At 69.0% G+C, this 20,336-nt stretch carries 20 protein-coding genes and 1 pseudogene; 16 read left to right on the plus strand and 5 right to left on the minus strand.

All coding sequences use genetic code 11. The annotated features are described in order from the left end of the window. On the minus strand, positions 1 to 315 hold the full coding sequence (locus BLV05_RS03745; RefSeq protein WP_082154905.1) for an ArsR/SmtB family transcription factor: 315 nt from the start codon (positions 313 to 315) through the stop codon (positions 1 to 3). 207 nt (positions 316 to 522) lie between these two features. Here BLV05_RS03745 and merA point away from each other — a divergent pair, with 207 nt between their 5' ends. From merA to BLV05_RS38485, 11 genes and pseudogenes are all read left to right on the plus strand, one after another. Beyond that, entirely contained in the window at positions 523 to 1,923 is a 1,401-nt protein-coding gene (merA, locus tag BLV05_RS03750) for a mercury(II) reductase (RefSeq protein WP_046766410.1), read from the plus strand. A 17-nt stretch (positions 1,924 to 1,940) separates the two neighbouring features. Beyond that, on the plus strand, positions 1,941 to 2,387 hold the full coding sequence (locus tag BLV05_RS03755; protein ID WP_052762009.1) for a MerR family transcriptional regulator: 447 nt from the start codon (positions 1,941 to 1,943) through the stop codon (positions 2,385 to 2,387). A gap of 67 nt (positions 2,388 to 2,454) precedes the next feature. After that, on the plus strand, positions 2,455 to 3,102 hold the full coding sequence (locus tag BLV05_RS03760) for an alkylmercury lyase family protein (RefSeq protein ID WP_052762008.1): 648 nt from the start codon (positions 2,455 to 2,457) through the stop codon (positions 3,100 to 3,102). A gap of 14 nt (positions 3,103 to 3,116) precedes the next feature. Beyond that, complete coding sequence (locus BLV05_RS03765; protein ID WP_046766409.1) at positions 3,117 to 4,094, plus strand: ABC transporter ATP-binding protein; 978 nt, start codon at positions 3,117 to 3,119, stop codon at positions 4,092 to 4,094. Next, on the plus strand, positions 4,091 to 4,936 hold the full coding sequence (locus BLV05_RS03770; protein WP_046766408.1) for an ABC transporter permease: 846 nt from the start codon (positions 4,091 to 4,093) through the stop codon (positions 4,934 to 4,936). Before BLV05_RS03765 ends, BLV05_RS03770 begins: the two co-directional genes overlap by 4 nt. A gap of 14 nt (positions 4,937 to 4,950) precedes the next feature. After that, on the plus strand, positions 4,951 to 5,778 hold the full coding sequence (locus BLV05_RS03775) for an ABC transporter permease (RefSeq protein ID WP_160312693.1): 828 nt from the start codon (positions 4,951 to 4,953) through the stop codon (positions 5,776 to 5,778). A 587-nt stretch (positions 5,779 to 6,365) separates the two neighbouring features. Then, a complete protein-coding gene (locus BLV05_RS03780) occupies positions 6,366 to 7,454 on the plus strand; it encodes an ABC-three component system protein (protein WP_052762007.1) in 1,089 nt (362 codons plus the stop codon). 4 nt (positions 7,455 to 7,458) lie between these two features. Further along, a complete protein-coding gene (locus BLV05_RS03785) occupies positions 7,459 to 7,938 on the plus strand; it encodes an ABC-three component system middle component 2 (protein ID WP_152690516.1) in 480 nt (159 codons plus the stop codon). Next, positions 7,935 to 9,824 (plus strand): hypothetical protein, encoded by a 1,890-nt coding sequence (locus tag BLV05_RS03790; RefSeq protein ID WP_046766405.1) that lies wholly within the window; start codon positions 7,935 to 7,937, stop codon positions 9,822 to 9,824. The genes BLV05_RS03785 and BLV05_RS03790 overlap by 4 nt, the downstream gene beginning before the upstream one ends. 136 nt (positions 9,825 to 9,960) lie before the next feature. Further along, positions 9,961 to 10,134: pseudogene (locus BLV05_RS38480) on the plus strand (FAD-dependent monooxygenase); the annotation flags it as partial. A 497-nt stretch (positions 10,135 to 10,631) separates the two neighbouring features. Then, positions 10,632 to 10,703, plus strand: a complete 72-nt coding sequence (locus BLV05_RS38485; RefSeq protein WP_407929308.1) for a hypothetical protein — start codon at positions 10,632 to 10,634, stop codon at positions 10,701 to 10,703. A gap of 333 nt (positions 10,704 to 11,036) precedes the next feature. On the opposite strand, the gene BLV05_RS03800 is transcribed toward BLV05_RS38485, so the two are convergent. From BLV05_RS03800 to BLV05_RS03810, 3 genes are all read right to left on the minus strand, one after another. Next, on the minus strand, positions 11,037 to 11,672 hold the full coding sequence (locus BLV05_RS03800) for a class I SAM-dependent methyltransferase (protein WP_046766404.1): 636 nt from the start codon (positions 11,670 to 11,672) through the stop codon (positions 11,037 to 11,039). Positions 11,673 to 11,761: 89 nt separating this feature from the next. Further along, the gene (locus BLV05_RS03805) at positions 11,762 to 12,523 is read right to left on the minus strand and encodes a TetR/AcrR family transcriptional regulator (protein WP_046766403.1); all 762 of its coding nucleotides are present in this window, start codon (positions 12,521 to 12,523) and stop codon (positions 11,762 to 11,764) included. 176 nt (positions 12,524 to 12,699) lie between these two features. After that, the gene (locus BLV05_RS03810; protein ID WP_046766402.1) at positions 12,700 to 13,293 is read right to left on the minus strand and encodes a TetR/AcrR family transcriptional regulator; all 594 of its coding nucleotides are present in this window, start codon (positions 13,291 to 13,293) and stop codon (positions 12,700 to 12,702) included. Positions 13,294 to 13,400: 107 nt separating this feature from the next. Between BLV05_RS03810 and BLV05_RS03815 the strand changes: the two genes are divergently transcribed. Further along, positions 13,401 to 14,357 carry an ATP-binding cassette domain-containing protein gene (locus tag BLV05_RS03815; protein ID WP_046766401.1) on the plus strand — a complete coding sequence of 319 codons (957 nt, stop codon included), beginning with the start codon at positions 13,401 to 13,403 and terminating at the stop codon, positions 14,355 to 14,357. Beyond that, positions 14,357 to 15,193 (plus strand): ABC transporter permease, encoded by an 837-nt coding sequence (locus BLV05_RS03820; protein WP_046766400.1) that lies wholly within the window; start codon positions 14,357 to 14,359, stop codon positions 15,191 to 15,193. Before BLV05_RS03815 ends, BLV05_RS03820 begins: the two co-directional genes overlap by 1 nt. 3 nt (positions 15,194 to 15,196) lie before the next feature. On the opposite strand, the gene BLV05_RS03825 is transcribed toward BLV05_RS03820, so the two are convergent. Then, positions 15,197 to 16,567, minus strand: a complete 1,371-nt coding sequence (locus tag BLV05_RS03825; RefSeq protein WP_046766718.1) for an MBL fold metallo-hydrolase — start codon at positions 16,565 to 16,567, stop codon at positions 15,197 to 15,199. 93 nt (positions 16,568 to 16,660) lie between these two features. On the opposite strand from BLV05_RS03825, the gene BLV05_RS03830 reads away from it, so the two are divergent. Genes BLV05_RS03830 through BLV05_RS03840 form a run of 3 tightly spaced genes read left to right on the plus strand, consistent with a single transcriptional unit; the run spans position 16,661 to position 19,868 of the window. Continuing rightward, positions 16,661 to 17,338, plus strand: a complete 678-nt coding sequence (locus BLV05_RS03830; RefSeq protein ID WP_046766399.1) for an ArsR/SmtB family transcription factor — start codon at positions 16,661 to 16,663, stop codon at positions 17,336 to 17,338. Next, positions 17,335 to 18,603, plus strand: a complete 1,269-nt coding sequence (locus tag BLV05_RS03835; protein ID WP_046766398.1) for an MFS transporter — start codon at positions 17,335 to 17,337, stop codon at positions 18,601 to 18,603. The genes BLV05_RS03830 and BLV05_RS03835 overlap by 4 nt, the downstream gene beginning before the upstream one ends. Further along, a complete protein-coding gene (locus BLV05_RS03840; protein WP_046766397.1) occupies positions 18,600 to 19,868 on the plus strand; it encodes an MFS transporter in 1,269 nt (422 codons plus the stop codon). The genes BLV05_RS03835 and BLV05_RS03840 overlap by 4 nt, the downstream gene beginning before the upstream one ends. The last annotated feature ends 468 nt before the right edge of the window (positions 19,869 to 20,336 follow it).

Below are 20,336 nucleotides of genomic sequence, written 5' to 3' on the forward strand. Positions count from 1 at the left end.
TCAATGCGTGTGGGCGTCGATCCGGTCGCAGCACGCCAGGGCGGCGTGGTTGTCGGCGGCCAGGGCGTGGGCGAGCACGATCACGTCGGCGACGCGTGGGTCCGCCACGCGGTAGTAGACGCGACGGCCGTCGCGTCGCGACTGGACGTAGCCGCAGTCGGCCAGGCAGGCCAGGTGGGTGGAGACGCGGCCCTGGGACAGGCCGATGTGCTGGACGCATTCGGTGACGGTGTGCTCATCGTGGAGCAGGAACTCCAGCAGCCGCAGCCGGCTCGGATCGCCGAGGGCGCGGAAGAACTTCGCCACCGTGGCCATGTCGGCGCCCTGGGCGGGGAACAGCACCCACGAGGCGCGCGGCGTCTTGGTCGCGGTTCGCGTCGCGGTGTCGGTCGCCACGGCGACTCCCTTGCGATTGCGGCTCGACGTATTTGCTTAGGCGAATACTATGACAGCGATGATACATCCGCTTGGGCGAATACGACGCGGTAGGCGCGGCCGCCAAGCCGCGATCTAGGAGGGGTCATGGGGTTCAATCTGGCGATCATCGGGTCGGGCGGGGCGGCGTTCGCCGCGGCGATCGCGGCGCGGCGGAAGGACCGCTCGGTGGTGATGATCGAGCGCGGCACCGTTGGCGGGACCTGTGTCAACACGGGGTGTGTGCCATCCAAGGCCCTGCTGGCCGCCGCCGAGGCGCGGCATGTTGCGTTGGATGCGGGCCGGTTCCCCGGCATCCGGGCCAGCAGGGACGACGTGGACTTCGCCGCGCTGATCGACGGCAAGCGGACCCTGGTCGAGGAGATGCGCGCCGGCAAGTATGTCGATCTGGCGAAGGAGTACGGCTGGGACATCATCCGCGGTGAGGCTCGCTTCGCCGACGGGCCGGCGCTGGACGTGCTGCTGCACGAGGGCGGCACGCTACGGGTCGAGGCCGACCACTACGTGATCGCCACCGGCTCGGCGCCGTGGATCCCGCCTATCGACGGCCTGGAGGAGGCAGGTTACCTGACCTCGACGACCGCGATGGAGCTGGACCGGTTGCCCTCCTCGCTGCTGGTGGTGGGCGGCAATTTCATCGGGCTGGAACAGGCGCAGCTATTTGCTCGCCTCGGTGTGGAGGTGAGTGTGGTGGAGATGTTGGATCGGCTCGCTCCCACCGAGGAACCCGAGGTCGGCCCGGTGATCGCCGGTGTGTTCGCCGACGAGGGCATCGCCGTGCACACCGGCGCGACGGCGAGGGCGGTCCGGCGCGGCGCCGGCCAGGTCGTGGCCACGCTCGCCGACCGGGAGCTGCGCGCCGACGAGGTCCTCGTCGCCACCGGCCGCCGCCCGGTCGTCGACGGCCTCGGACTGGACACGGTCGGAGTCACGGTGGGTGATCGCGGCGAGGTCCTGGTCGACGAGCACCTACGGACCAGCAACCCGCGCATCTGGGCTGCCGGCGACGTGACCGGGCACCCGCAGTTCGTGTACGTCGCCGCGGCGCATGGCACGCTGGTGGCCGACAACGCCCTGGACGGCGCCGAGCGGGTTCTGGACTATCGCTACCTGCCCCGGGTGACGTTCACCGGCCCGGCCATCGCCGGCGTCGGCCTCACCGACGCCCAGGCCACTGAGCAGGGGATCGCGTGTGAGTGCCGGGTGCTGCCGCTGGAGAACGTGCCCCGCGCCATCGTCAACCGCGACACCAGAGGCTTCGTGAAGATCGTCGCCGAACGCGGCACCGGCCGCGTCGTCGGCGTCACCGCAGTGGCCGAGGGCGCCGGCGACGTCATCGCAGCCGCCGTCTACGCCGTCCAGGCCGGCATGACCGTGACCCAACTGGCCAGCACCTGGAGCCCGTACCTGACCATGGCCGAGGGGCTAAAGCTGGCCGCGCAGACCTTCACCCGCGACGTGTCGAAGCTGTCCTGCTGCGCCGCCTGACCGGAGGGAGAACCCACATGACCATCGACACTGAGCGACAGCTGATGACTGTGGGAGAGCTGTCCCGCCGCACCGGGGTATCGGTCAAGAACCTGCGCCAGTACACCGACTGGGGCCTGGTCTACACGGTCGGCCGCAGCGCCGGGAACTACCGGCTCTTCGACAACGACGCCCTGTGGTGCCTGCAACTCATCGGCACGCTGCGGCAGCTGGGCGTCACGGTGGCCGAGATCCGCGAGCTCACCCACGAATACCTGGACCACGGATGCGACCAGCCGTTCGGCCCGTTAGTCGCCAAACGGCTGCACACCGCCCGGGCTCGCATCGAAGACCGGATCGCCGAGCTGCAGCAGACGCTTCACCGCATCAACGAGTTCGAATCACGCCACCAGGCCGAGCTGTCCGATCGACCGGGCGTCGACCTGGGCGCCGACGACCCCAGACAGTCCTGCTCGAAGGCTTGACCCTCACCCCGGGGTCAGACCCTACGGTCGCGATCAGACCACACGCCCACACGTGGAGAGGATCGCGATGACCGAGCTACCCGACCTGCAGCTGAACAAGAACAGCGCCGCGGCCCAGCTCACACCGTCCGCGCGGCGGGTGCAGCTGGCCGTCCTGACCAGCTTCGCGGAGACCGGCCGGCCGCCGGCGCGCACCGAGCTGCTGCGCCTCGCCGGTGATCTCGGCACCGATCCTGCAGCGGCGCTGGCCGAGTTGGCCGACCGTGACGTCGTCGCGTTCGACGCCCATGGCGAGATCCGCGCGGCCTACCCGTTCTCGCCGACTCCCACGGCGATCCGGGTGACCTGGGGCGGCGGCCCCACCGTCTATGCGATGTGCGCCGTCGACGCGCTGGGCATGTCGGCCATGCTCGGACGTCCGGTCACGATCACCGCGACTGAGCCGGACGATGACCGCGTCGTCACCGTCGAGGTCGACGGCGACCGAGCCGCCTGGACCCCGGACACCGCGGTCGTGTTCGCCGGCACCACCGGCGACGCCTGCTGCCCCTCAGTGGACCGGACCTGCAGCACCATCAACTTCTTCACCACCCACGAGGCCGCCCGCCGGTGGGCACACCGCCACCCCGACGTCACCGGCAGCCTGCTCGACCAACCCGAGGCACTGGCATGCGGGATCACCGAGTTCGGTGCCCTGCTCCGGGTCGCACCGTGAGGCGGAGACCGGCGATGCGCAAGACGCTCACCCACCAGCCGCAGACGGCGACAGGTGCGGCACGTCCGGCCATCGAGCTGCGCGACCTGACCAAGCGGTACGGGTCGTTCACCGCCGTCGACCGGGTGTCGCTGAACGTTCCGCCCGGGCAGATCTTCGGGCTGCTCGGGCCGAACGGCGCCGGCAAGACGACAACGATCAAGATGATGGCCGGCCTCGTCACCCCGACGGACGGGACGGCGCTACTGCGCGGTTACGACATCGGCAAGCAGCGCAGCCAGGCCGTCCACCAGATCGGCGCTGTGCTGGAGGGCTCACGCAACGTGTACTGGTCGCTGTCGGCGTGGCAGAACCTGCTGTACTTCGGCCGGCTCAAGGGCCTACGCGCGGCCGAGATCAAGCCGCGCGCCGAATGGCTGCTGCGCGAGCTGGGCCTGTGGGAGCGACGCGGGCAGCAGGTCGGTGGGTTCTCCCGTGGCATGCAGCAGAAGGTCGCCATCGCCGCCGCGCTGGTCACCGATCCGGCGATCGTGCTGTTGGACGAGCCGACGATCGGGCTGGACGTCGACGCCGCCCGAACCGTGCGGGAGTGGATCCTCCGGCTAGCCCACGAGGAGGGCAAGGCCATCGTGCTCACCACGCACCAGTTGGCGATGGCCGAGGAGCTGTTCGACCGAGTGGCGGTCATCCGGGACGGCCGCATCATCACCGACCTGCCCACCGCCGAACTGCTGGACCGCTACGTCGAGGACCGGTTCGCCGTCGACGTGGCCGGCGCGGGGCCCACTGTCGCCGCGGCGCTGCCGGTCAACGGCGCCCTGGAGTCCGCCGACGGGCGCACCACGATCCAGTTGCCGACGTCGGACCAGGACGCGCTCTTCGAGGTGCTCGCCCGGCTGCACGCCAGCGACGTGTCGCTGCTCGGGGTGAACCGGGTGAAGCCAAGCCTGGAAGAGGTCTTCGTCAAGCTAGTGCGAGAGGACCGACCATGACCACCATCCATACCGCCTCCCCGGTCATCCCGACCGCCACAGGCCGGTTCGGTGCGGGTCTGCGGATGCTGGGCAACGAGACCGGTAAGGGCCTGCGGGTGATGTGGGTGCACAAGGGACCGCTGGTGGTGCAGCTGGCGCTCATGGCGGTGAACTACTGGATCATCCAATTGTTCATCGGTGGCGGGGGGTTCGTCGACGAGCTGCTGGCCATGACGTTCGCCGGCTACCTGGCCTACGTCGTGAGCTACATGGCGCTCCTGCGGATGGCGGCCGGGCTGCTGGAGGAGATGTTCACCGGAACGCTGGAACAGAGCCTGCTCAGCCCGCTGCGGCCCTGGGTACAGTCGATCGGCCGGCTCGCCGCTGCCATGGTCGAAAGCCTGGTCACCGCCGCGGTTGTGGCCGTCGCCTACCTGGTCATCTTCGCCGTAATGGACGTCGAGTTCACTGCGCACTGGTCGGCGGTGATTCCCGCCCTCGTGACCATGGCTGACATCGCCGGCTTCGCGATGCTCATCGGCGGTATCGCTCTGATCGTGAACTCCATCGGCGCGATCGTCCACGTCATCCAGGGCTTCATCATGTTCGGCAACGGCGCGTTCATCCCGCTGTTCGTCTTCCCGGACGGGCTGGAACTGGCGGCGAAGTTCGTCCCCAGCGCGTTGGGCGCCGACGCGACCCGCCGGCTCATCACCACGAACGAGACGCTGGGTGACATCTGGGCCGACGGCACGTTGCCGTGGGCACTGGCGCACGCCGCACTGCTCCTGATCCTCGGCTGGGCGGTCTACCAGGCTGCCATCCGCCGAGGCCTACGCGAAGGGAGGCTCGGCGCCTGATGACCATCCACACCATGACACCGCGGCGCGCGCTGACCGCCGTCGGCAACGAGACCGTCAAGGGTCTGCGCCACGGCTGGAGCGAGCGGCTACAGATCCTCATCGAGATGCCGCTGTTCATCATCTTCGTGCTGCTGCTCGGGTACACCACCGGCAAGGGCGACACCATCGCCGCCACAGGCGCGCTCGACTGGTCGATCGACACCAGCCATGCTTCCTGGCTGATCATCGGCATGGTCGTGTTCATCTACACCTACCTGCACGTGCAGAAGATGTTCTGGCGGTTCCTCGCCGAGATCCAGACCGGCACACTCGAGCAGACCTACCTCAGCCCGCTGCCATCCTGGGTGCACGTCGTGGCCGGCCGGATCGCCGCGGCCATCGCCGAGACCGCCGTGGTCGCCGGCGTCGTATACGCCGTCACCAGCCTGTTCGTCCGGATCGACCTGCACTGGCGGCCCGCGGCGCTGGTCCCGCTCGCCCTGCTGATCACCGGGGCAGCCGGGCTGGCAATGATCATCGCCGGCATCACCCTGGTCTGGAAACGCATCCAGCTCCTCAACGACCTCATCCTCATGCTCATCTTCTTCTTCAGCGGCGCCGCCCTACCCCTCGCCGACATGCCCAGCTGGGCCCAGGACATCGGCAAGCCGATCTTCATGACCCACGCCACCGAAGCAATCCGCATCGTCATGGTCGACGGCGACGCCCTCGCCTGGGCTGGCACCGGCGGCTGGGCCTGGACCCTCGCCACCGCCACTGGCTGGTTCCTCGCCGGCCTGACCATCTTCCACTTCTGCGAACGGATCGCGCTACGCCGCGGCAGCCTCTCCCGCTTCTGACCGCAAACCAGGTGGAGCCGCCCCAAGTCGGCTTCTCTCTACGGGCAATCCCCCAGCTGGGGTGGACACCACCCCAGCGGGGACACCACCCAGGGGGGCCGTCACCCCGGCAGCGGCGAAGAACGCAGGGCACACGACGAGAGCGGTGTTCGCAACGTCAGCTGTTCGCGCGGACTGGCGGGCTCAGGGTGATCACGTCCGGGCGCACAAACGTGGCAACCGCCGGGGGCGGACGGCTCGTGCTCGTCGAGGAGTATCAGCTCTAGCCCTGTCGGCTAGGTCTGATGTCGGTGGTCCCCGGGTCCGGTTCCGAGAGTACCGACACTTCCGCGCACGTCGGTCGACCTGCGGATGAGCAGTCGGGTCGCTATGGCACTGGGCAGAAGCAAGCACCAACACCGGATGGTTAGGGCTGACCCGTGGGGTTCTGCTTGCTCGGTCCGCTCCGAACAGGATTGCGGTCCCGGACGAATGTGCCAGCCATGTTCTGTCCGGGGTGTGGTCCATCCTGCTTGCCGAGCATTCCTGCGGTGCTCTATGTCTGCGGCAGGCGTCTGACAAGGAGAACTGGTTTGGGCGGTGACTCGATGGACGCTGGCGTCAGGTTAGTTCCTGTCCCAAAGCCGACATTGCTCGACGCCGGGTCGTGGGTGCCGGCTCCGAGCCACCTGTCGATCACGCCCGAGCAGCGCCTTTCTCTGTGCAGCGACAAGCAGTGGGAGGAGTTCGTCCTGGAGTGGGCGACAGTGCTCCCGTACGTACAGGTGATGCGCAGCGGCGGGGCCCACGACCACGGAGTGGATGTTGCGGGGTTCGTGGCCGGCGCCGGCTTCGACGGCGAGTGGGACTGCTTCCAGTGCAAGCACTACGGCAAGGCGTTGCTGCCAAGCGACGCATACCCGGAGATCGTCAAGGTCGTGGTGGGCACCATGTCGGGTCACTACACGTGGCCTCGTGCCTACCGGTTCGCTGCTCCGAAGGGATGCGGTACGACGCTGGCAGGAGTGATCCACTCTCCGTCGAAGCTACGAGCAGGCTTGAAGGCCGCGTTGACCAAGAAGGGAAGCCCGCTGCAGCGGCTGCTTGGTGAGCACTCTCTGGCGTCGGTGCTGGAGTTCATCGACGATGCCGACTTCTCACGCTTCGGCACGGTGGAGCCGCATGAAATGATCTCGATGCATCAGCAGACACGCTGGCATTCGGCACGATTCGGGGTCGACCTGCCGAACCGGCCCGACCCGCCCACCCCAACAGATCAGCCGACCGTTGATGAACAGCTGTATATCGCGAAGCTGCTTGCCGCGTATAAGGAACGGCACGGTGAGGAGTTCACCGCAACCCTCGCCGCTGGTCGCAACCAGGTAAGCGCTCACTATCTCCGACAACGGGTGGCGTTCTACAGCGCCGAAGCGTTACGGGTCTTCGCTCGCGACTCGGTCCCGGAGGGCACGTTCGATGCGTTGCAGGAAGAGATCTTCGACGGTGTGGTCGATGTCCATGACACCGGCCATGCCGACGGCATGGAGCGGCTGCTGCAGGTGACTCGTGCCGCACACAGCCTGGCGATGACGGCCAATGGTCTGTTGCCGGTGGTGGAACTTCGCGACCGCACTGGCATCTGTCACCAGCTGGCGAACGACGACAGGTTGAGTTGGTGCCATGCGACCCCTGAATAGCCCGTTGGAGCTCGGGCTGCGTGCGCTGGTGGTGCTAACGGCTTCCTTCCCACGGTCATTCGATATCGACCGGCTGGTGCTGATGGATTACTGCTTACTGCACAGCGCCGACCTCGGCGGGCCGCCGAGTGTGCTTCCGCCGGTCCCGACCAGAGGTGGCGAACTGGGCGTGAAGCGATCAGTCCTGGAGCACGGCGTGCAGGTCATGGCCCGAGCTCAAATGGTTGATCTGGTCGCTACCGCCGATGGCCTGACGTACCGCGCCAGCGAGGAGGCAGCCCCGTTCCTCCGGCTCGTCGACTCGCCGCTGGTGCGCTCACTCAGCGAGATTGCGGCGTGGGCTGCCTCGGAGTTCAGCGACCTGCCGACCGACGAGGTCCGCGACAGGATCCGAGCGATCGCGGACCGGTGGACCGAGCAGTGGACCGACGAGTTCCCCAGCTGGTTCGGGCCAGGACCGGACGACGAGGAGACGTTGCTGTGAGACTGCTGCATCTGAGTGCGGTCGGTCCGGATGTCCCCACGGCCACATTGGAGTTCGCTCCTCGGTTGACCGTTGTGTACGGGGCGTCGGAAGCCGGAAAGTCGTACGTGATCGAGGCGCTCGACTACATGTTCGGCGCTTCGCAGTTGCGCGACATCCCCGAGGCAGCCGGTTATCGGGCGATGCTTCTGGGCATCGACTTTGGCGGCGACGACGTCGTCACATTGGCAAGGAGCCTGCGGGGCGGGCCCATCTCGGCTTTCGACGAAGACATACGGAGCCTGCCCGATAGACCGGGCGACCGACAACTCGCGGCGAAACATCGCAAGGACGCCACCGACACCATCTCCTACTTCCTTCTGGACCGGCTCGGTGTCGCCGACGCGAAGCTACGGAAGAACAGTCGCAACGAAGTCGTGGCGATGAGCTTCCGCAACATCGCCCATCTGGTGCTCGTCGACGAGGAGCGAATGCAGTCCCGGACGTCGCCAGTCGAAACGGGCATCCCTGCGACACGCACCGTGGAGCGGTCCGCGCTGAAGCTCCTGCTGGAGGGCGACGACGACTCAGGTCTGGGCGCTGGCCAAGACCCAGCCGCGTTCAGCCGGGTGAACCGCGCCCAGTTGGAGGTTCTCGATCGCGCCATCACCCAGGTCCGCACCCACCTGTACGAGGCACCGGAACAGCCGGAGCGCCTGGACCTATTTGCGCGGGTGAACGCATCCATCCAGCAAGCCTCAGCGTCGATATCGACTGGGCTCGCTGAACGAGACCTCATCGTCGCCCGGCGCGACGAACTACAGGCTGAGCAACGTCGCCAGAACGTGCGAGCCAGTGAGGCGATCACATTGTTCAACCGCTTCTCGCTACTCGATGCCCAGTACCAGGCAGACCTTGCTCGGCTGCAGATGGTGAAGGACGCAGGAACGCTGCTCGGCTACTTCGACGCCGAGGCATGCGTCTTCTGCGGCGCATCGGCCGAGCATCAGCAGCGTGAGCATGCCGTTTACGAGACCGTGCAACTGGCTGAATCGGTCGATGCAGAGACGAGCAGGACGCGCGCGCTCCGCACCGATCTGGCGTCCACGTTGACTTCGATACAGGCGGCTCAAGCTCGAGCCCAAGAGCTGTCCGCATCGCTCGGCGCCGACATTGCAGCAGCCACGGACCAGGTAGATGGAATCGCTCGGCGCATGCTTCCTGCGCAGCGCGATCTGGATCAGCTCATCGCGCGGCGGTCTCAGCTCGAACGGTGGCTGGGACTCTGGCAGCAGGTCACCGATCTGGAGGGTTTGCGAGCCAGCGTCGCGCAGGAGAAGCCGTTGACCGCCGACCCGGTCGCGGACGGCGTGGGAGTGAGGACTGGGCGTGACTTCTCTTCGGACCTGCGTCGCGTCCTGGTCGACTGGGGCGTGCCCAGGGCCGATGAGGCGGGATTCCGGTTCGACGCTCCTCCGGACGTAGTGCTTCAGGACCGTCGGCGCGCGGACCGCGGCAAGGGCATGCGCTCAGTCCTTCACGCCGGCTTCAGCATCGCACTCAGCGAATACTGCTTGGAGCGGGATCTGCCGCATCCCGGTTTCGTCGCACTCGACACCCCTGTGTTGACCTATCGCGACGCAGACGCGGGACAATCAACCACCTCCCACGGCGACATCCGCCCCGACAGCGAAGGTGAAGGGCGAGCCCACAACGCTGAGGACGAACTGATGAGCACGACGGTTGCCCAAGCGTTCTACGACTACCTCGCCACCACTCACCCGGGGCAAACCCTCGTGCTCGAGAATCAAACGCCGCCCAGTGTCGATACGGAAGGGTGCAAGATCCTGTACTTCACTGGCAGCGCGGCACATGGCCGAGCTGGGTTCTATCCGGCCTCCACCTGACTGCTCACGCTGGGCAACCCGGGCAGTCGTCGACGATCTTGGTGCGCCGGTTGGCTATTGTCGGTGCCCCAGCGGCGCACGACTGACGCATGTCCCCAGGTGGCGCCTGACCAATTTGCCCTGAGCCAGCGTCTTCCTGGCCGGCGACGCCGCCCACATCCACAGCCCGGCCGGCGCGCAAGGCATGAACACCGGCATCCAGGACGCCATCAACCTCGGCTGGAAACTCGGCCTCGTCGTCACCGGCCGCGGCGACCCCGCGCTGCTGGACACCTACGAGACCGAACACGCACCGGTCGGGCGTCGCGTGCTGCGCTTCACCGACCGCGCCTTCACCATCGCCACCTCGTCGAACCCGCTGATCCGCACCGCCCGCGCCCGCGTCGTCCCCTACATCGCGCCGCTGGCCACCCGGTTCCGGCAGGTCCGCGGCTACGGATTCCGCGTCCTCGCCCAGCTCGCCATCCGCTACCGGCAGAGCCCACTGTCCGCAGGCGGAGCATCCCGCCGCAGGCCACGTCCCGGTGACCGGCTCCCCGACGCTCCTGTCACCCGCGGGGGGCGGGTGACGACGCTGCACACCGAGCTCGGCGCACCGGGGTTCCACCTGCTGTTGTGCGGCTCGTCGGCCCAATGGCCGACGTCGGCCGGAAACGACCTGGCAACCGGCCACCCAGGCCTTCTCACGATCCATAGACTCGGACGGCACGACGGCACGACGTTCTGCTCGATCACACCGGAATTGCGCGCCGAATCCTCAGCGTCGGCGGCACAGCCGCTCACCTGCTCGTCCGTCCCGACGGCTACATCGGGTACCGCGGCGACGCCGATCTCAGCGGCGTGCAGGAATATCTACGTCGCTGGTTGATTCCCGGCTGACGCGCGCCCGCCGACCACGGTCGCGCCCTGCACCGCACGATGCGATCAACCGCTACCACCACAATGCGACGGCACCACGACGACCCTTCCACGTCACCTAAACTCGATGTCGAGGTCGAATATCTCAGGTTGCACGACGTCGGTTCCGACGAGCCGAAACCGAGCAACGATCACGTTGTCGTCAACCACTCCACGCGCGGCGACGACGTCATGAACATGCTTCCTGTCGTGACTGCGCCGGGGCAAGCCGTGCGCCACCGCGGCTGGCCATGCCGAAGGCGCCACGGCCGACGTTTCATGTGAGCGAGCGGCGCCTGGGTCAGGTTCCGCTCATCACGGGGCGGTAGCGATGATCCAGACTACGGCGGCGGAGATGTGCGGCCTTCGTTCGACGTCGATGTCGACGAAGCCGGCGGACTGGAGCCAGTGCGTCGCCTCTGTGGTGGTGGGGAGGCGGTAGATCGCCGGGTCGAATCGGGCCGGGAGGGGGTGTTCGCCGGCGGGGAATGCCAGGACGAGGCTGCCGCCGGGCTGCAGAGTTCGGGCGATCTCGGCCAGCGTGGCGGCCGGGTCGGGCCAGAAGTAGATGTTGTGCACGGCGAGCACGGCGTCGAGGCTGTCGTCGGGTAGTGGGAGGTGGATGCCGTCACCTCGGTGCAGGCTCAGGCGGCCGGCGGCGATCAGGTCGGCGTTGCGGCGCGCGGCCGCTTCCTCCATGATCGTGGACACCTCGACCCCGATGACCTGCGCACCGGCGGCGGCGAGCCGGCCGAGGGTTCGGCCGGGACCGAAGCCGATCTCGCAGATGCGCTCTCCGGGCGCCGGACCTAGCAGCTCCACGGCCACGTCGTTCACGGCGGCGGATTCGTTGACCCAGATCCTTCCAAGCAACCGTCCGACCACGCCGTGCGGCCTGGCCGCTTGCCGGGACAGGTATCGCCCGACAGGGCCGATGGCAGCGGCGCCCATCCGTCGATGCCAGGGTGGTCTGCGGACACTCGGGTTGGGACAGGTGCGGCGCAGCATCATGCGGCCCTCCGGTCGATTCAGAGATGGACTCAGGGTTGGTCGGCGGATGGTGTGGTGGCCCGCACGATCAGTTCGGCGAGGGTCGCGGCGACGGCCCCGTCGTCGATACCGGGGGCTTGGTCGGCGCCTGCTCTGTTGCCGGCGAGCGGGTCGGGTGCCGGGTCGAAATGGCAGTGCACCGCCCACAACGCGCACAGCTCGACGATGGTGCGGGCGACCAACGGCGCCGGGCCGGGCAGGGTCACCGTGCCCGCTTGCTGACGGCGCACGAGATACTCCTCGACACCGGCGACATTGGCCCGCCGTCCGGTGCCGAACCACACCTGCGCCAGATCGGGCAGTTCCGGGGCGCAGCGGTCGACGAGTTTGATGGCCATGCGGTGGCGGGCGAGCCGGGCGTACAGGTCAGTCACGATGCCGGCGAGCTCGGCGCTGCGATCCGCCGGTGTCGCGGACGGAGGCAGCGGCTCGGCCAGCGCCCGCGACAGCTGCATGTCGGCGACCTCGGACGCCAACCGGCCCGCCACGAGCGCGGCGGTCTCCCCGTCCGCTGCGACCGGTACCGGGAGCTCAGCCGGCGTCGGCAGCGGCTCGCGACCGTCGGCGTACCGGACCGTGGCCGCGAACAATGCCGCCTTCCCCTGGGCATAGCCGTACAGGGTGCCCTTACCCAAACCGAGAGCGTTGGCCACGTCCTGAAGCTGAGCACGCTGGTAGCCATGCGTGATGAACACCCGTGCCGCCGCGGCGATCACCGCTGCGAACCGGTCCGAGGGGATTGTCCGCGCCATGGACCCACGCTATAACTGACCGACCCAGTCGGTCAACTATTCTTGGCCATCGCGCTCGCATTGGCGTTCACGCCTTCGAGGTCACTCGAAATGCGTGCCGGTGGGTTCGAGTCCCACCCGGGCTATCGGCTTCAAGCCGCCACTCAGACGCGCCGATGCCGCGACAGTTCGGTGCACTACGCCTCGGTCGGCTCCGGTCGGTGTTGGGCGGCGGAGACGACGCCGCCGATGGCGCCCCGCACGCGGTCGGCCGCCGCGTCGATGTCGGGCCGGCCGGCGTCGAGCCAGGCGATGACGGCTTCGATGGCGACGACGGGTGCGAGCTTGGCCGCCCATCGCGCCCAGGCGGGATCGGGCACGAGAGCGGCGATCTGCTGGTGCGCGGCGGCGGTCATCCCGGTTCCGAACCGGTCGGCGAAGTCGCGGAACTCGGGCTCGCGGGGCACGTGCTGGAACAGCAGCCGGAAGCCGTCGGGGTCGGCGGCCGCGCCGGCGATCAGGCCGTCCACGGCGGCGTCGGTGAAGCCGCCGGGCCGTTCCCCGACGGCGGCGCCGAGCCGCTCGCAGACCCGATCGAGGACGGCGCGATAGAGATCGGTCTTGGACTCGAAGTGCCGATAGAGGATGGCGCGACTGATGCCCGCTTCGGCGGCGATCTCGTCCAGGCCGGTCGCCGCGAAGCCCTCCGTGGCGAACGCCCTGGTGGCGGCGGCGACGATCTGCTCGCGCCGCTCGGCCCGCGGTAGCCGAGGCTGCGCCGCAGTCTCCATGGGTGAAACCCACCTTCCCCTGAACCAGCAAGAACCCTCCACAGTTTACATCTCGATATGTACACGCTAGCGTCTACATTTAGAAGTCAACATCAAGGGAGGGACTGATGATCAACCCGATCGTCGAGGTGACCGGCCTGGCCAAGACGTTCCGTGGAGGTGTCCAGGCGCTGGATGGCCTGACGCTGTCGGTCGAGGGCAGGACTGTGCATGGCCTGCTCGGTCCGAACGGCGCCGGTAAGACGACGTTGATCCGGGTGCTGTCGACGTTGCTCCCGCCGGATGCGGGCCGGGCCCGGGTCGCCGGGGTGGATGTGCTCGCCGATCCGGCGGCGGCGCGTGCCCGCATCGGCCTGGCCGGCCAGTCCGCCGCCGTCGACGACTACCTGACCGGCCGTGAGAACGTCGAGATGGTCGGCCGGCTCTACGGGCTCACCGCGGCGGAGACCCGGCGGCGCGCCGGGGAGCTCCTCGACCGCATCCGGCTCGCCGATGCCGCCGATCGGCAGGTGAAGACCTACTCCGGCGGGATGCGCCGGCGCCTCGACCTGGCCGCCTCGCTGGTGGGCCGGCCGTCGGTGCTGCTGCTCGACGAGCCCACGACCGGACTGGACCCGGCCAGCCGCCGCGACCTGTGGGAGCTGATCCGGCTGCTGGTTCGCGACGGCACCACGGTGCTGCTGACCACGCAGTACCTCGAGGAGGCCGACCAGCTGGCCGACCGCATCACCGTCATCGATGACGGTCGTGTGGTCAGCGACGGCACTCCGCAGCAGCTCAAGGCCACGGTCGGCGCGGCGACGGTGCAGATCACCGTCGATCCGGCCGACCGGTCCCGCGCCCTCCACGAGCTGAGCGACCTCGACGCCCGGCCAGGCGAAAACGCACCCGACACCGTCGTCCTGCCTGCCCCCGACGGCACCCGCACGCTCTGGCGCGTGCTCCAGGTCCTGGACGCCGCCGGCATCGACGCCATCGATGTCGCCCTGCGCAGGCCCACGCTCGACGACGTCTTCCTGTCACTGACCGGGCACCGGACCACTACCCCAGGAAGGGCCGCCTGATGACCACCGCCACCGCTCCCCTGGTCCGGCCGCGCGGCACCCGCCGCACAGTCGCCGACATCTGGACCGTCACCCGGCGCAACCTGCGGCACACCGTCCGGCTCCCCGGCGTCCTGGTCCTGTCCGCCACCATGCCTGTGATCTTCATCCTGATGTTCACCTTCGTGTTCGGCGGCGCCATCGAGGGCGTGCTCCCCGCGGCGGCCGCCGGCGAATACGTCAACTGGCTCGTCCCCGGCCTGATCGCCCAGTTCGCCCTCTTCGGCGGCGCCGCCACCGCCGCCGGCCTGGCCGACGACCTCACCTCCGGCACAGTCGACCGGTTCCGGTCCCTGCCGATGAGCCGGCTCGCCGTCCTGGCAGGCCGCACGTTCTCCGACCTGTTCCGCTCCGCGGTCACCGTCACCTTGATGCTCGGCGTCGGCATCCTCATCGGGTTCCGCTGGCAGACCAGCCCCGCCGGGCTGATCGCCGGCATCGGCGTCGCGCTCGCGTTCAGCTACGGCATGTCATGGCTCATGGCCCTGGTCGGGCTCGTGGTCCGATCCGCCGAAGCGGTCCAGGCCGCGGTCTACATAGTCGTGTTCCCGCTGGGCTTCACCAGCGCCGTCTTCGTCCCCGCCGAGACCATGCCGGGCTGGCTCGAACCGTTCGCCACCCACCAGCCGGTTACCGTCGCCGCCGGCGCGCTTCGCGGGCTGATGCTGGGTGAGGGAGCCCTGCCACCTGGGCAGACTGTCGCGGGCCAGGTCACCCTCACCCTCCTCTGGGCCGCAGTCTTCACCGTTGTCTTCGCACCGCTCGCGGTGCGGGTGTTCAGCCGCACCAGCCGCTGATCCTTACGCGTTCCCCTCCTGGACCAGCTCGGCGCCATGTGCGGCGGCAAAGTCGGCCGGGCCGCCGTCGAGGACCGTCAGGCCGGTGTGGCCGGCACGCTCGAGGATGCTCGCCGCGGTCATCGCCCGCTCGCCGTGACCACACGCCACGACCGCACCCGCCGGCACATCATCGGCCACATCGGCGAGCTGGCCGAGCTCGACATTGAGAGCACCGGCGACGCGGCCATCGCGGTACTCGGTCTGCTGCCGCACGTCGAGGTAGGGCCCGGACGGGGCACGGTCCGCAGTCACGAACGCGGTGGTGCGCTGGGGCCGGCCGGCCGCCAGCCAGGCCGGGATGCCACCGACGAGCCGGCCTGCCAGCCGCTCGTAGCCGATCTTGTACGCCTGCCAGACGATCTCGCCGACGTCCTGGTCGTCGCCGGACACGAAGACGAGCGGGGCATCGTCGGGCAGGAGCCAGCCCAGCCAGGTCCCGAACTGCGAGCGCATCGGAATGGAGACCGCACCGGGGATGTGGCCGGCTGCGTAGTCGACCGCGGGCCGCACATCGATCACGTAGCCGCCGCCGTCGATCAGCGTCACGACCTGGTCGACAGTGAGCGCCGTCATCAGCGGGGCGGCGGTGACGACGGCCGGGCCGCGCCGGTTGCGCTCGGTGAGCCGGTCGAAGTAGGCCGGGTACGACCCCAGGCGGTCCAGCAGCTCGCGGACGAACGTGTCCTCATCCGGCGCGGCGAGCAGTGGGTTGTCGCGCCGCTGTGCGCCGACGGTTGTGGTGCGCTCCGCACCGGACGGGGCGGAGCAGAATGAACCCGCACCATGGGTAGGCCATACCGCGGTCTCGTCCGGCAGGCTGGCCAGCCTCTTCAGCGACCGGTATTGGGCGCGAGCGAGCTCCTCGGTGCGGTCGGCGCCCAGCAGGTCGGTTCGGGCGGCGGAATCGACGATCAGCGAGCCGCCCGTGAACACACCGAGCGCACGGGTTCCGTCCAGCAGCAGGAACGCCAGGTGCTCGTCGGTGTGCCCGGGCGTGGCCAGCGTCTGCAGCCGCAGCCCGCCGAGATCCACTTCGTCGCCGTCGGCGAGAGGTGTGTGAGCGAAGGCGCGCCGCCCGGCCGCCGACGCCAGCGCGGTGGCGCCCTGGTCGTGGGCGAGCTGGACGGCGCCGGAGAGGAAGTCGGCGTGCAGGTGCGTGTCGGCGGCGAACGCCACAGTCAGGCCTCGCCGCCCTGCGGTCGCGTAGAGGGCGCGCAGGTCCCGGCTGGCGTTCACCGCCAATGCACGTCCGTCGCCCAGGTCGAGGACATAGGCGCTGTTACCCAATCCTTCGTCGACCAGCGGGATCAGGTGTTCCTCGGCGAAGCCCACGACGGTGCTCCAGGTCTCTGAGACGGCGCTGCGGCGTGTGGTGCGGCGTTCCACACGCTGTTATACGATACTCCACAGATTATTGGAGGATTTGTGGCGGCGACCATCCGAGCACTGGCGAAGACCGAGCTGTACGAGGCGTTCGCGGCCAGCGGCAAAGCGCTGGCCAGCGGAAAACGACTGGAACTACTCGACCTGCTGGCGCAGGGCGAGCGCACCGTGGACGGGCTGGCGAAGGTGGCCGGGCTGAACCTGACGACGGCGTCGGCTCACCTGCAGACCCTCAAGCAGGCCGGGTTCGTCGCCACCCGCCGCGACGGCGTGCGCATCTTCTACCGGCTCGCCGGCGACGACGTCGCCCAGTTGTTCGCGCTGCTGCGCAAGGTCGCGGAGCACCATCAGGCCGCCGTCCCCGCCGCCCGCGATGCCTACCTCGGCGGTCCCGGCACCGCAGAACTCAGCCGCGACGAGCTGCGGGCCCGGGTCGCGGCCGCTGACGTCGTCCTGCTCGACGTGCGCCCGGTGGAGGAGTACCTGGCCGGGCACATCCCCGGCGCGATCTCCATCCCGGTCGACCAGCTCGCGGAGCGGATCACCGAGCTACCGGAGCACGCCGAGACGGTCGTGTACTGCCGAGGCGAATACTGCGTGCTCGCCCACGACGCCGTCCGCCTACTGACCGCGAACGACCGGCGGGCGATCCGCCTCAACGACGGCATGCTGGAGTGGCGCCTCGCCGACCTGCCCGTCGACGACGGCGACCGCCCGTGACTGCGCCGGACACCGCCGTCGCGCTCGACGAGGCCGAGCGGCAGCGGGTACAGCGGCGCACCCTGACCGTCGTCGTCGTCAGCCAAGTCCTCGGCGGCGCCGGCCTGGCCGCCGGGGTCACCGTCGGGGCGCTGCTGGCGCAGAAGATGCTCGGCTCCGACGGCGTCGCAGGGCTGCCGACCGCGCTGTTCACGCTCGGCTCCGCGCTCGCCGCGTACCTTGTCGGACGGTTCACCCAGCGGTGGGGCCGACGAATCGGCCTCGGCGCCGGGTTCGCCGCCGGCGGCGCCGGCGCGTCCGGCGTGGTCATCGCCGCTGCCACCGACAACGTGCCGCTGCTGTTCGCCGCGCTGTTCGTCTACGGCGCCGGCACCGCGACCAACCTGCAGGCCCGCTACGCCGGCACCGACCTCGCGCCGCCCGCGCGGCGCGGCACAGCGATCAGCGTCGCGATGGTCTCCACCACACTCGGCGCCGTCGCCGGCCCGAACCTCGTCGAACCACTGGGCGACCTCGCCACCGGTCTGGGCATCCCCGCGCTGGCCGGGCCGTTCCTGCTGGCCGCCGTCGCCTACTCCGCGGCCGGCGCCGCGCTGTTCGCCCTGCTGCGCCCCGACCCGTTTCTGCTCGCCCGCCGACAAGCGGCGGCAGAACCCGTCGACGCGCCCGCCGCTAGTACCGGGCCGCGACCCGGCGGCGCCGCCTACGTCGGCGCGACGATCATGGTGCTGACCCAGATCTCCATGGTCGCCATCATGACGATGACCCCGGTGCACATGCGCGCGCACCACCACGGCCTCGGCGAGGTCGGCCTCGTCATCGGCATCCATATCGGCGCGATGTTCCTGCCGTCACTGGTCACCGGCATGCTCGTGGACCGGATCGGACGCACACCGATGGCCGTCGCGTCCGGCCTGACCCTGCTGCTCGCCGGGGTGACCGCTGCGGCCGCGCCCGGCGACTCGCTCGGCCTGCTGATCGTCGCGCTCGCGCTGCTCGGACTCGGCTGGAACTTCGGGCTGATCGCCGGGACCGCCCTGGTCGTCGACGCCACCGTGCCGGCAAACAGAGCCCGCACCCAGGGCGCCACCGACGTGCTCGTTGCACTGGCCGGCGCCGGCGGCGGCGCCATATCCGGCGTGGTCATGTCCGCCTCGGACTACGCGACACTGTCCCTCGGCGGCGGCGCGCTCGCGCTGGTCCTCATCCCGGTACTGTTCTGGGCCCACCGCGACCAGCGCACACCAGCCCCGGCTGCCGGATGACACGCCTACCCGCCCCGATACAGCTGGGCCTGCGCGAGAACGCCGCCCAGTTCACCCTCCTGGTCGCGGTCAACGCCCTGGTCGGCGGCATGGTCGGGCAACAGCAGACAGTGCTGCCTCTGCTGGCCGAGACCGAGTTCGGTCTCACCGGGTACCCGTTCATCTTCGCCTACGTGGCCGCCTTCGGCGTCACCAAAGCCGCCACCAACTACGCCGCCGGCACCCTGGCCGACCGCTACGGCCGCAAACCCGTCCTCGTGATCGGCTGGCTCTTCGCGATCCCGATACCACTGCTCATCATCTGGGCACCGGCCTGGGAATGGGTGATCGCCGCCAACATCCTCCTCGGCATCAACCAAGGCCTGACCTGGTCCACCACCGTCATGATGAAGATCGACCTCGTCGGGCCCCGCCAACGAGGCCTGGCCATGGGCCTGAACGAAGCCGCCGGATACGGAGCCGTCGCCGTCACCTCGGTGATCGCCGGACACCTCGCCGAACAGCACGGCCTGCGCCCGGCCCCGTTCCTGCTCGGCCTCAGCTACGCCGCCCTCGCGCTGCTGCTCACCACCACATTCGTCCGCGAGACCCGCGACCACGTAGCACTCGAAGCCGCTTCCACCCCGCCATCGCCGGCCAGCAATCGGCAGATCTTCGCCGACGTCACCTGGCGCGAACCCGCCCTCTCCTCCGCCAGCCAAGCCGGCCTCGTCAACAACCTCAACTTCGGCCTGTCATGGGGCGTGTTCCCCCTCCTATTCGCCACCGGCGACCTCGACATCGCCCAGATCGGCATCCTCGTCGCGCTCTACCCCGCCGTATGGGGAGCAGGCCAGCTCGCCACCGGATGGCTATCCGATCGATGGGGCCGCAAACCCCTCATCAGCGGCGGCATGCTCCTCCAGGCCGCGTCGCTCGCGGTCATCGCGCTTGCCGCCGACCCCACCGGTTGGGCCGCCGGCACCGTTCTGCTCGGGCTCGGCACGGCGATGGTCTACCCCGCGCTACTCGCCGCCGTCGGCGACGTCGCCCACCCCGCCTGGCGCGGCCGCGCCATCGGCATCTACCGAGTCTGGCGCGACCTCGGCTACGCCGTCGGAGCCGTCCTGGGCGGCCTCGTCGCCGACGCCATCAATCTCACCGCGGCCGTCTGGACCGCCGCCGCATTGTCCCTGGCCTCTGGGCTCATCGTCGCCATCCGCATGTATGAAACCCACCCCCGCGCCGAGCTGCGGCCCGGCCATAAAGGATCGACCGGCACCTGAGCGACGAACGGCCAAGAGGTGTCTGCTCAACGAGCCTAGATACGTCGGATGAATGTGCTCTCACGAGCACTAACCAAGCTGCCGCCAGAGACTTGGTCGGAGACCTGCGAGCAAGATCATCCCACAGATCTCCCTTGATCTTGATGTGCGTCTGCTCAGCGAACGTTCGGAGGTCTGCGACCGTGAGGGGGCCGCAAGCCGCCCCAGACGAACTCTCGTCACCGCACCCATCCACGGCCCCTCCGACAAGAACTCTGAGGCACGGCCCGATGTGCGGCCTGACCGTCGCATCTTGTGGGTTATGGATGCCATGGCCGGCTAACAGGACTCCATGAGCAGCATGCTCACCCGCTCTGTCGTCCCCAGGCGGGCGAGTCAGGCGGGCGACTTGGGCGTCCTAGCGGGTAACCCAGAGCAGTCGTCACTTGCTCATGCGGCGGTCATGGCTGACCGTCCGGCTGGCGGGCT

The sequence above is a fragment of the Jiangella alkaliphila genome, from assembly GCF_900105925.1.
Classification (GTDB): domain Bacteria; phylum Actinomycetota; class Actinomycetes; order Jiangellales; family Jiangellaceae; genus Jiangella; species Jiangella alkaliphila.

What these genes read in the sequence shown, in the direction of transcription:
- BLV05_RS03815 (WP_046766401.1), top strand. Translation starts at nt 13,401, where the DNA reads ATGATCAACCCGATCGTCGAGGTGACCGGCCTGGCCAAGACGTTCCGT.
- BLV05_RS03840 (WP_046766397.1), top strand. Translation starts at nt 18,600, where the DNA reads ATGACACGCCTACCCGCCCCGATACAGCTGGGCCTGCGCGAGAACGCC.
- BLV05_RS03765 (WP_046766409.1), top strand. Translation starts at nt 3,117, where the DNA reads ATGCGCAAGACGCTCACCCACCAGCCGCAGACGGCGACAGGTGCGGCA.
- merA (WP_046766410.1), top strand. Translation starts at nt 523, where the DNA reads ATGGGGTTCAATCTGGCGATCATCGGGTCGGGCGGGGCGGCGTTCGCC.
- BLV05_RS03820 (WP_046766400.1), top strand. Translation starts at nt 14,357, where the DNA reads ATGACCACCGCCACCGCTCCCCTGGTCCGGCCGCGCGGCACCCGCCGC.
- BLV05_RS03770 (WP_046766408.1), top strand. Translation starts at nt 4,091, where the DNA reads ATGACCACCATCCATACCGCCTCCCCGGTCATCCCGACCGCCACAGGC.
- BLV05_RS03745 (WP_082154905.1), bottom strand. Translation starts at nt 315, where the DNA reads ATGGCCACGGTGGCGAAGTTCTTCCGCGCCCTCGGCGATCCGAGCCGG.
- BLV05_RS03775 (WP_160312693.1), top strand. Translation starts at nt 4,951, where the DNA reads ATGACACCGCGGCGCGCGCTGACCGCCGTCGGCAACGAGACCGTCAAG.
- BLV05_RS03760 (WP_052762008.1), top strand. Translation starts at nt 2,455, where the DNA reads ATGACCGAGCTACCCGACCTGCAGCTGAACAAGAACAGCGCCGCGGCC.
- BLV05_RS03810 (WP_046766402.1), bottom strand. Translation starts at nt 13,293, where the DNA reads ATGGAGACTGCGGCGCAGCCTCGGCTACCGCGGGCCGAGCGGCGCGAG.
- BLV05_RS03755 (WP_052762009.1), top strand. Translation starts at nt 1,941, where the DNA reads ATGACCATCGACACTGAGCGACAGCTGATGACTGTGGGAGAGCTGTCC.
- BLV05_RS03805 (WP_046766403.1), bottom strand. Translation starts at nt 12,523, where the DNA reads ATGGCGCGGACAATCCCCTCGGACCGGTTCGCAGCGGTGATCGCCGCG.
- BLV05_RS03800 (WP_046766404.1), bottom strand. Translation starts at nt 11,672, where the DNA reads ATGGGCGCCGCTGCCATCGGCCCTGTCGGGCGATACCTGTCCCGGCAA.
- BLV05_RS03780 (WP_052762007.1), top strand. Translation starts at nt 6,366, where the DNA reads ATGGACGCTGGCGTCAGGTTAGTTCCTGTCCCAAAGCCGACATTGCTC.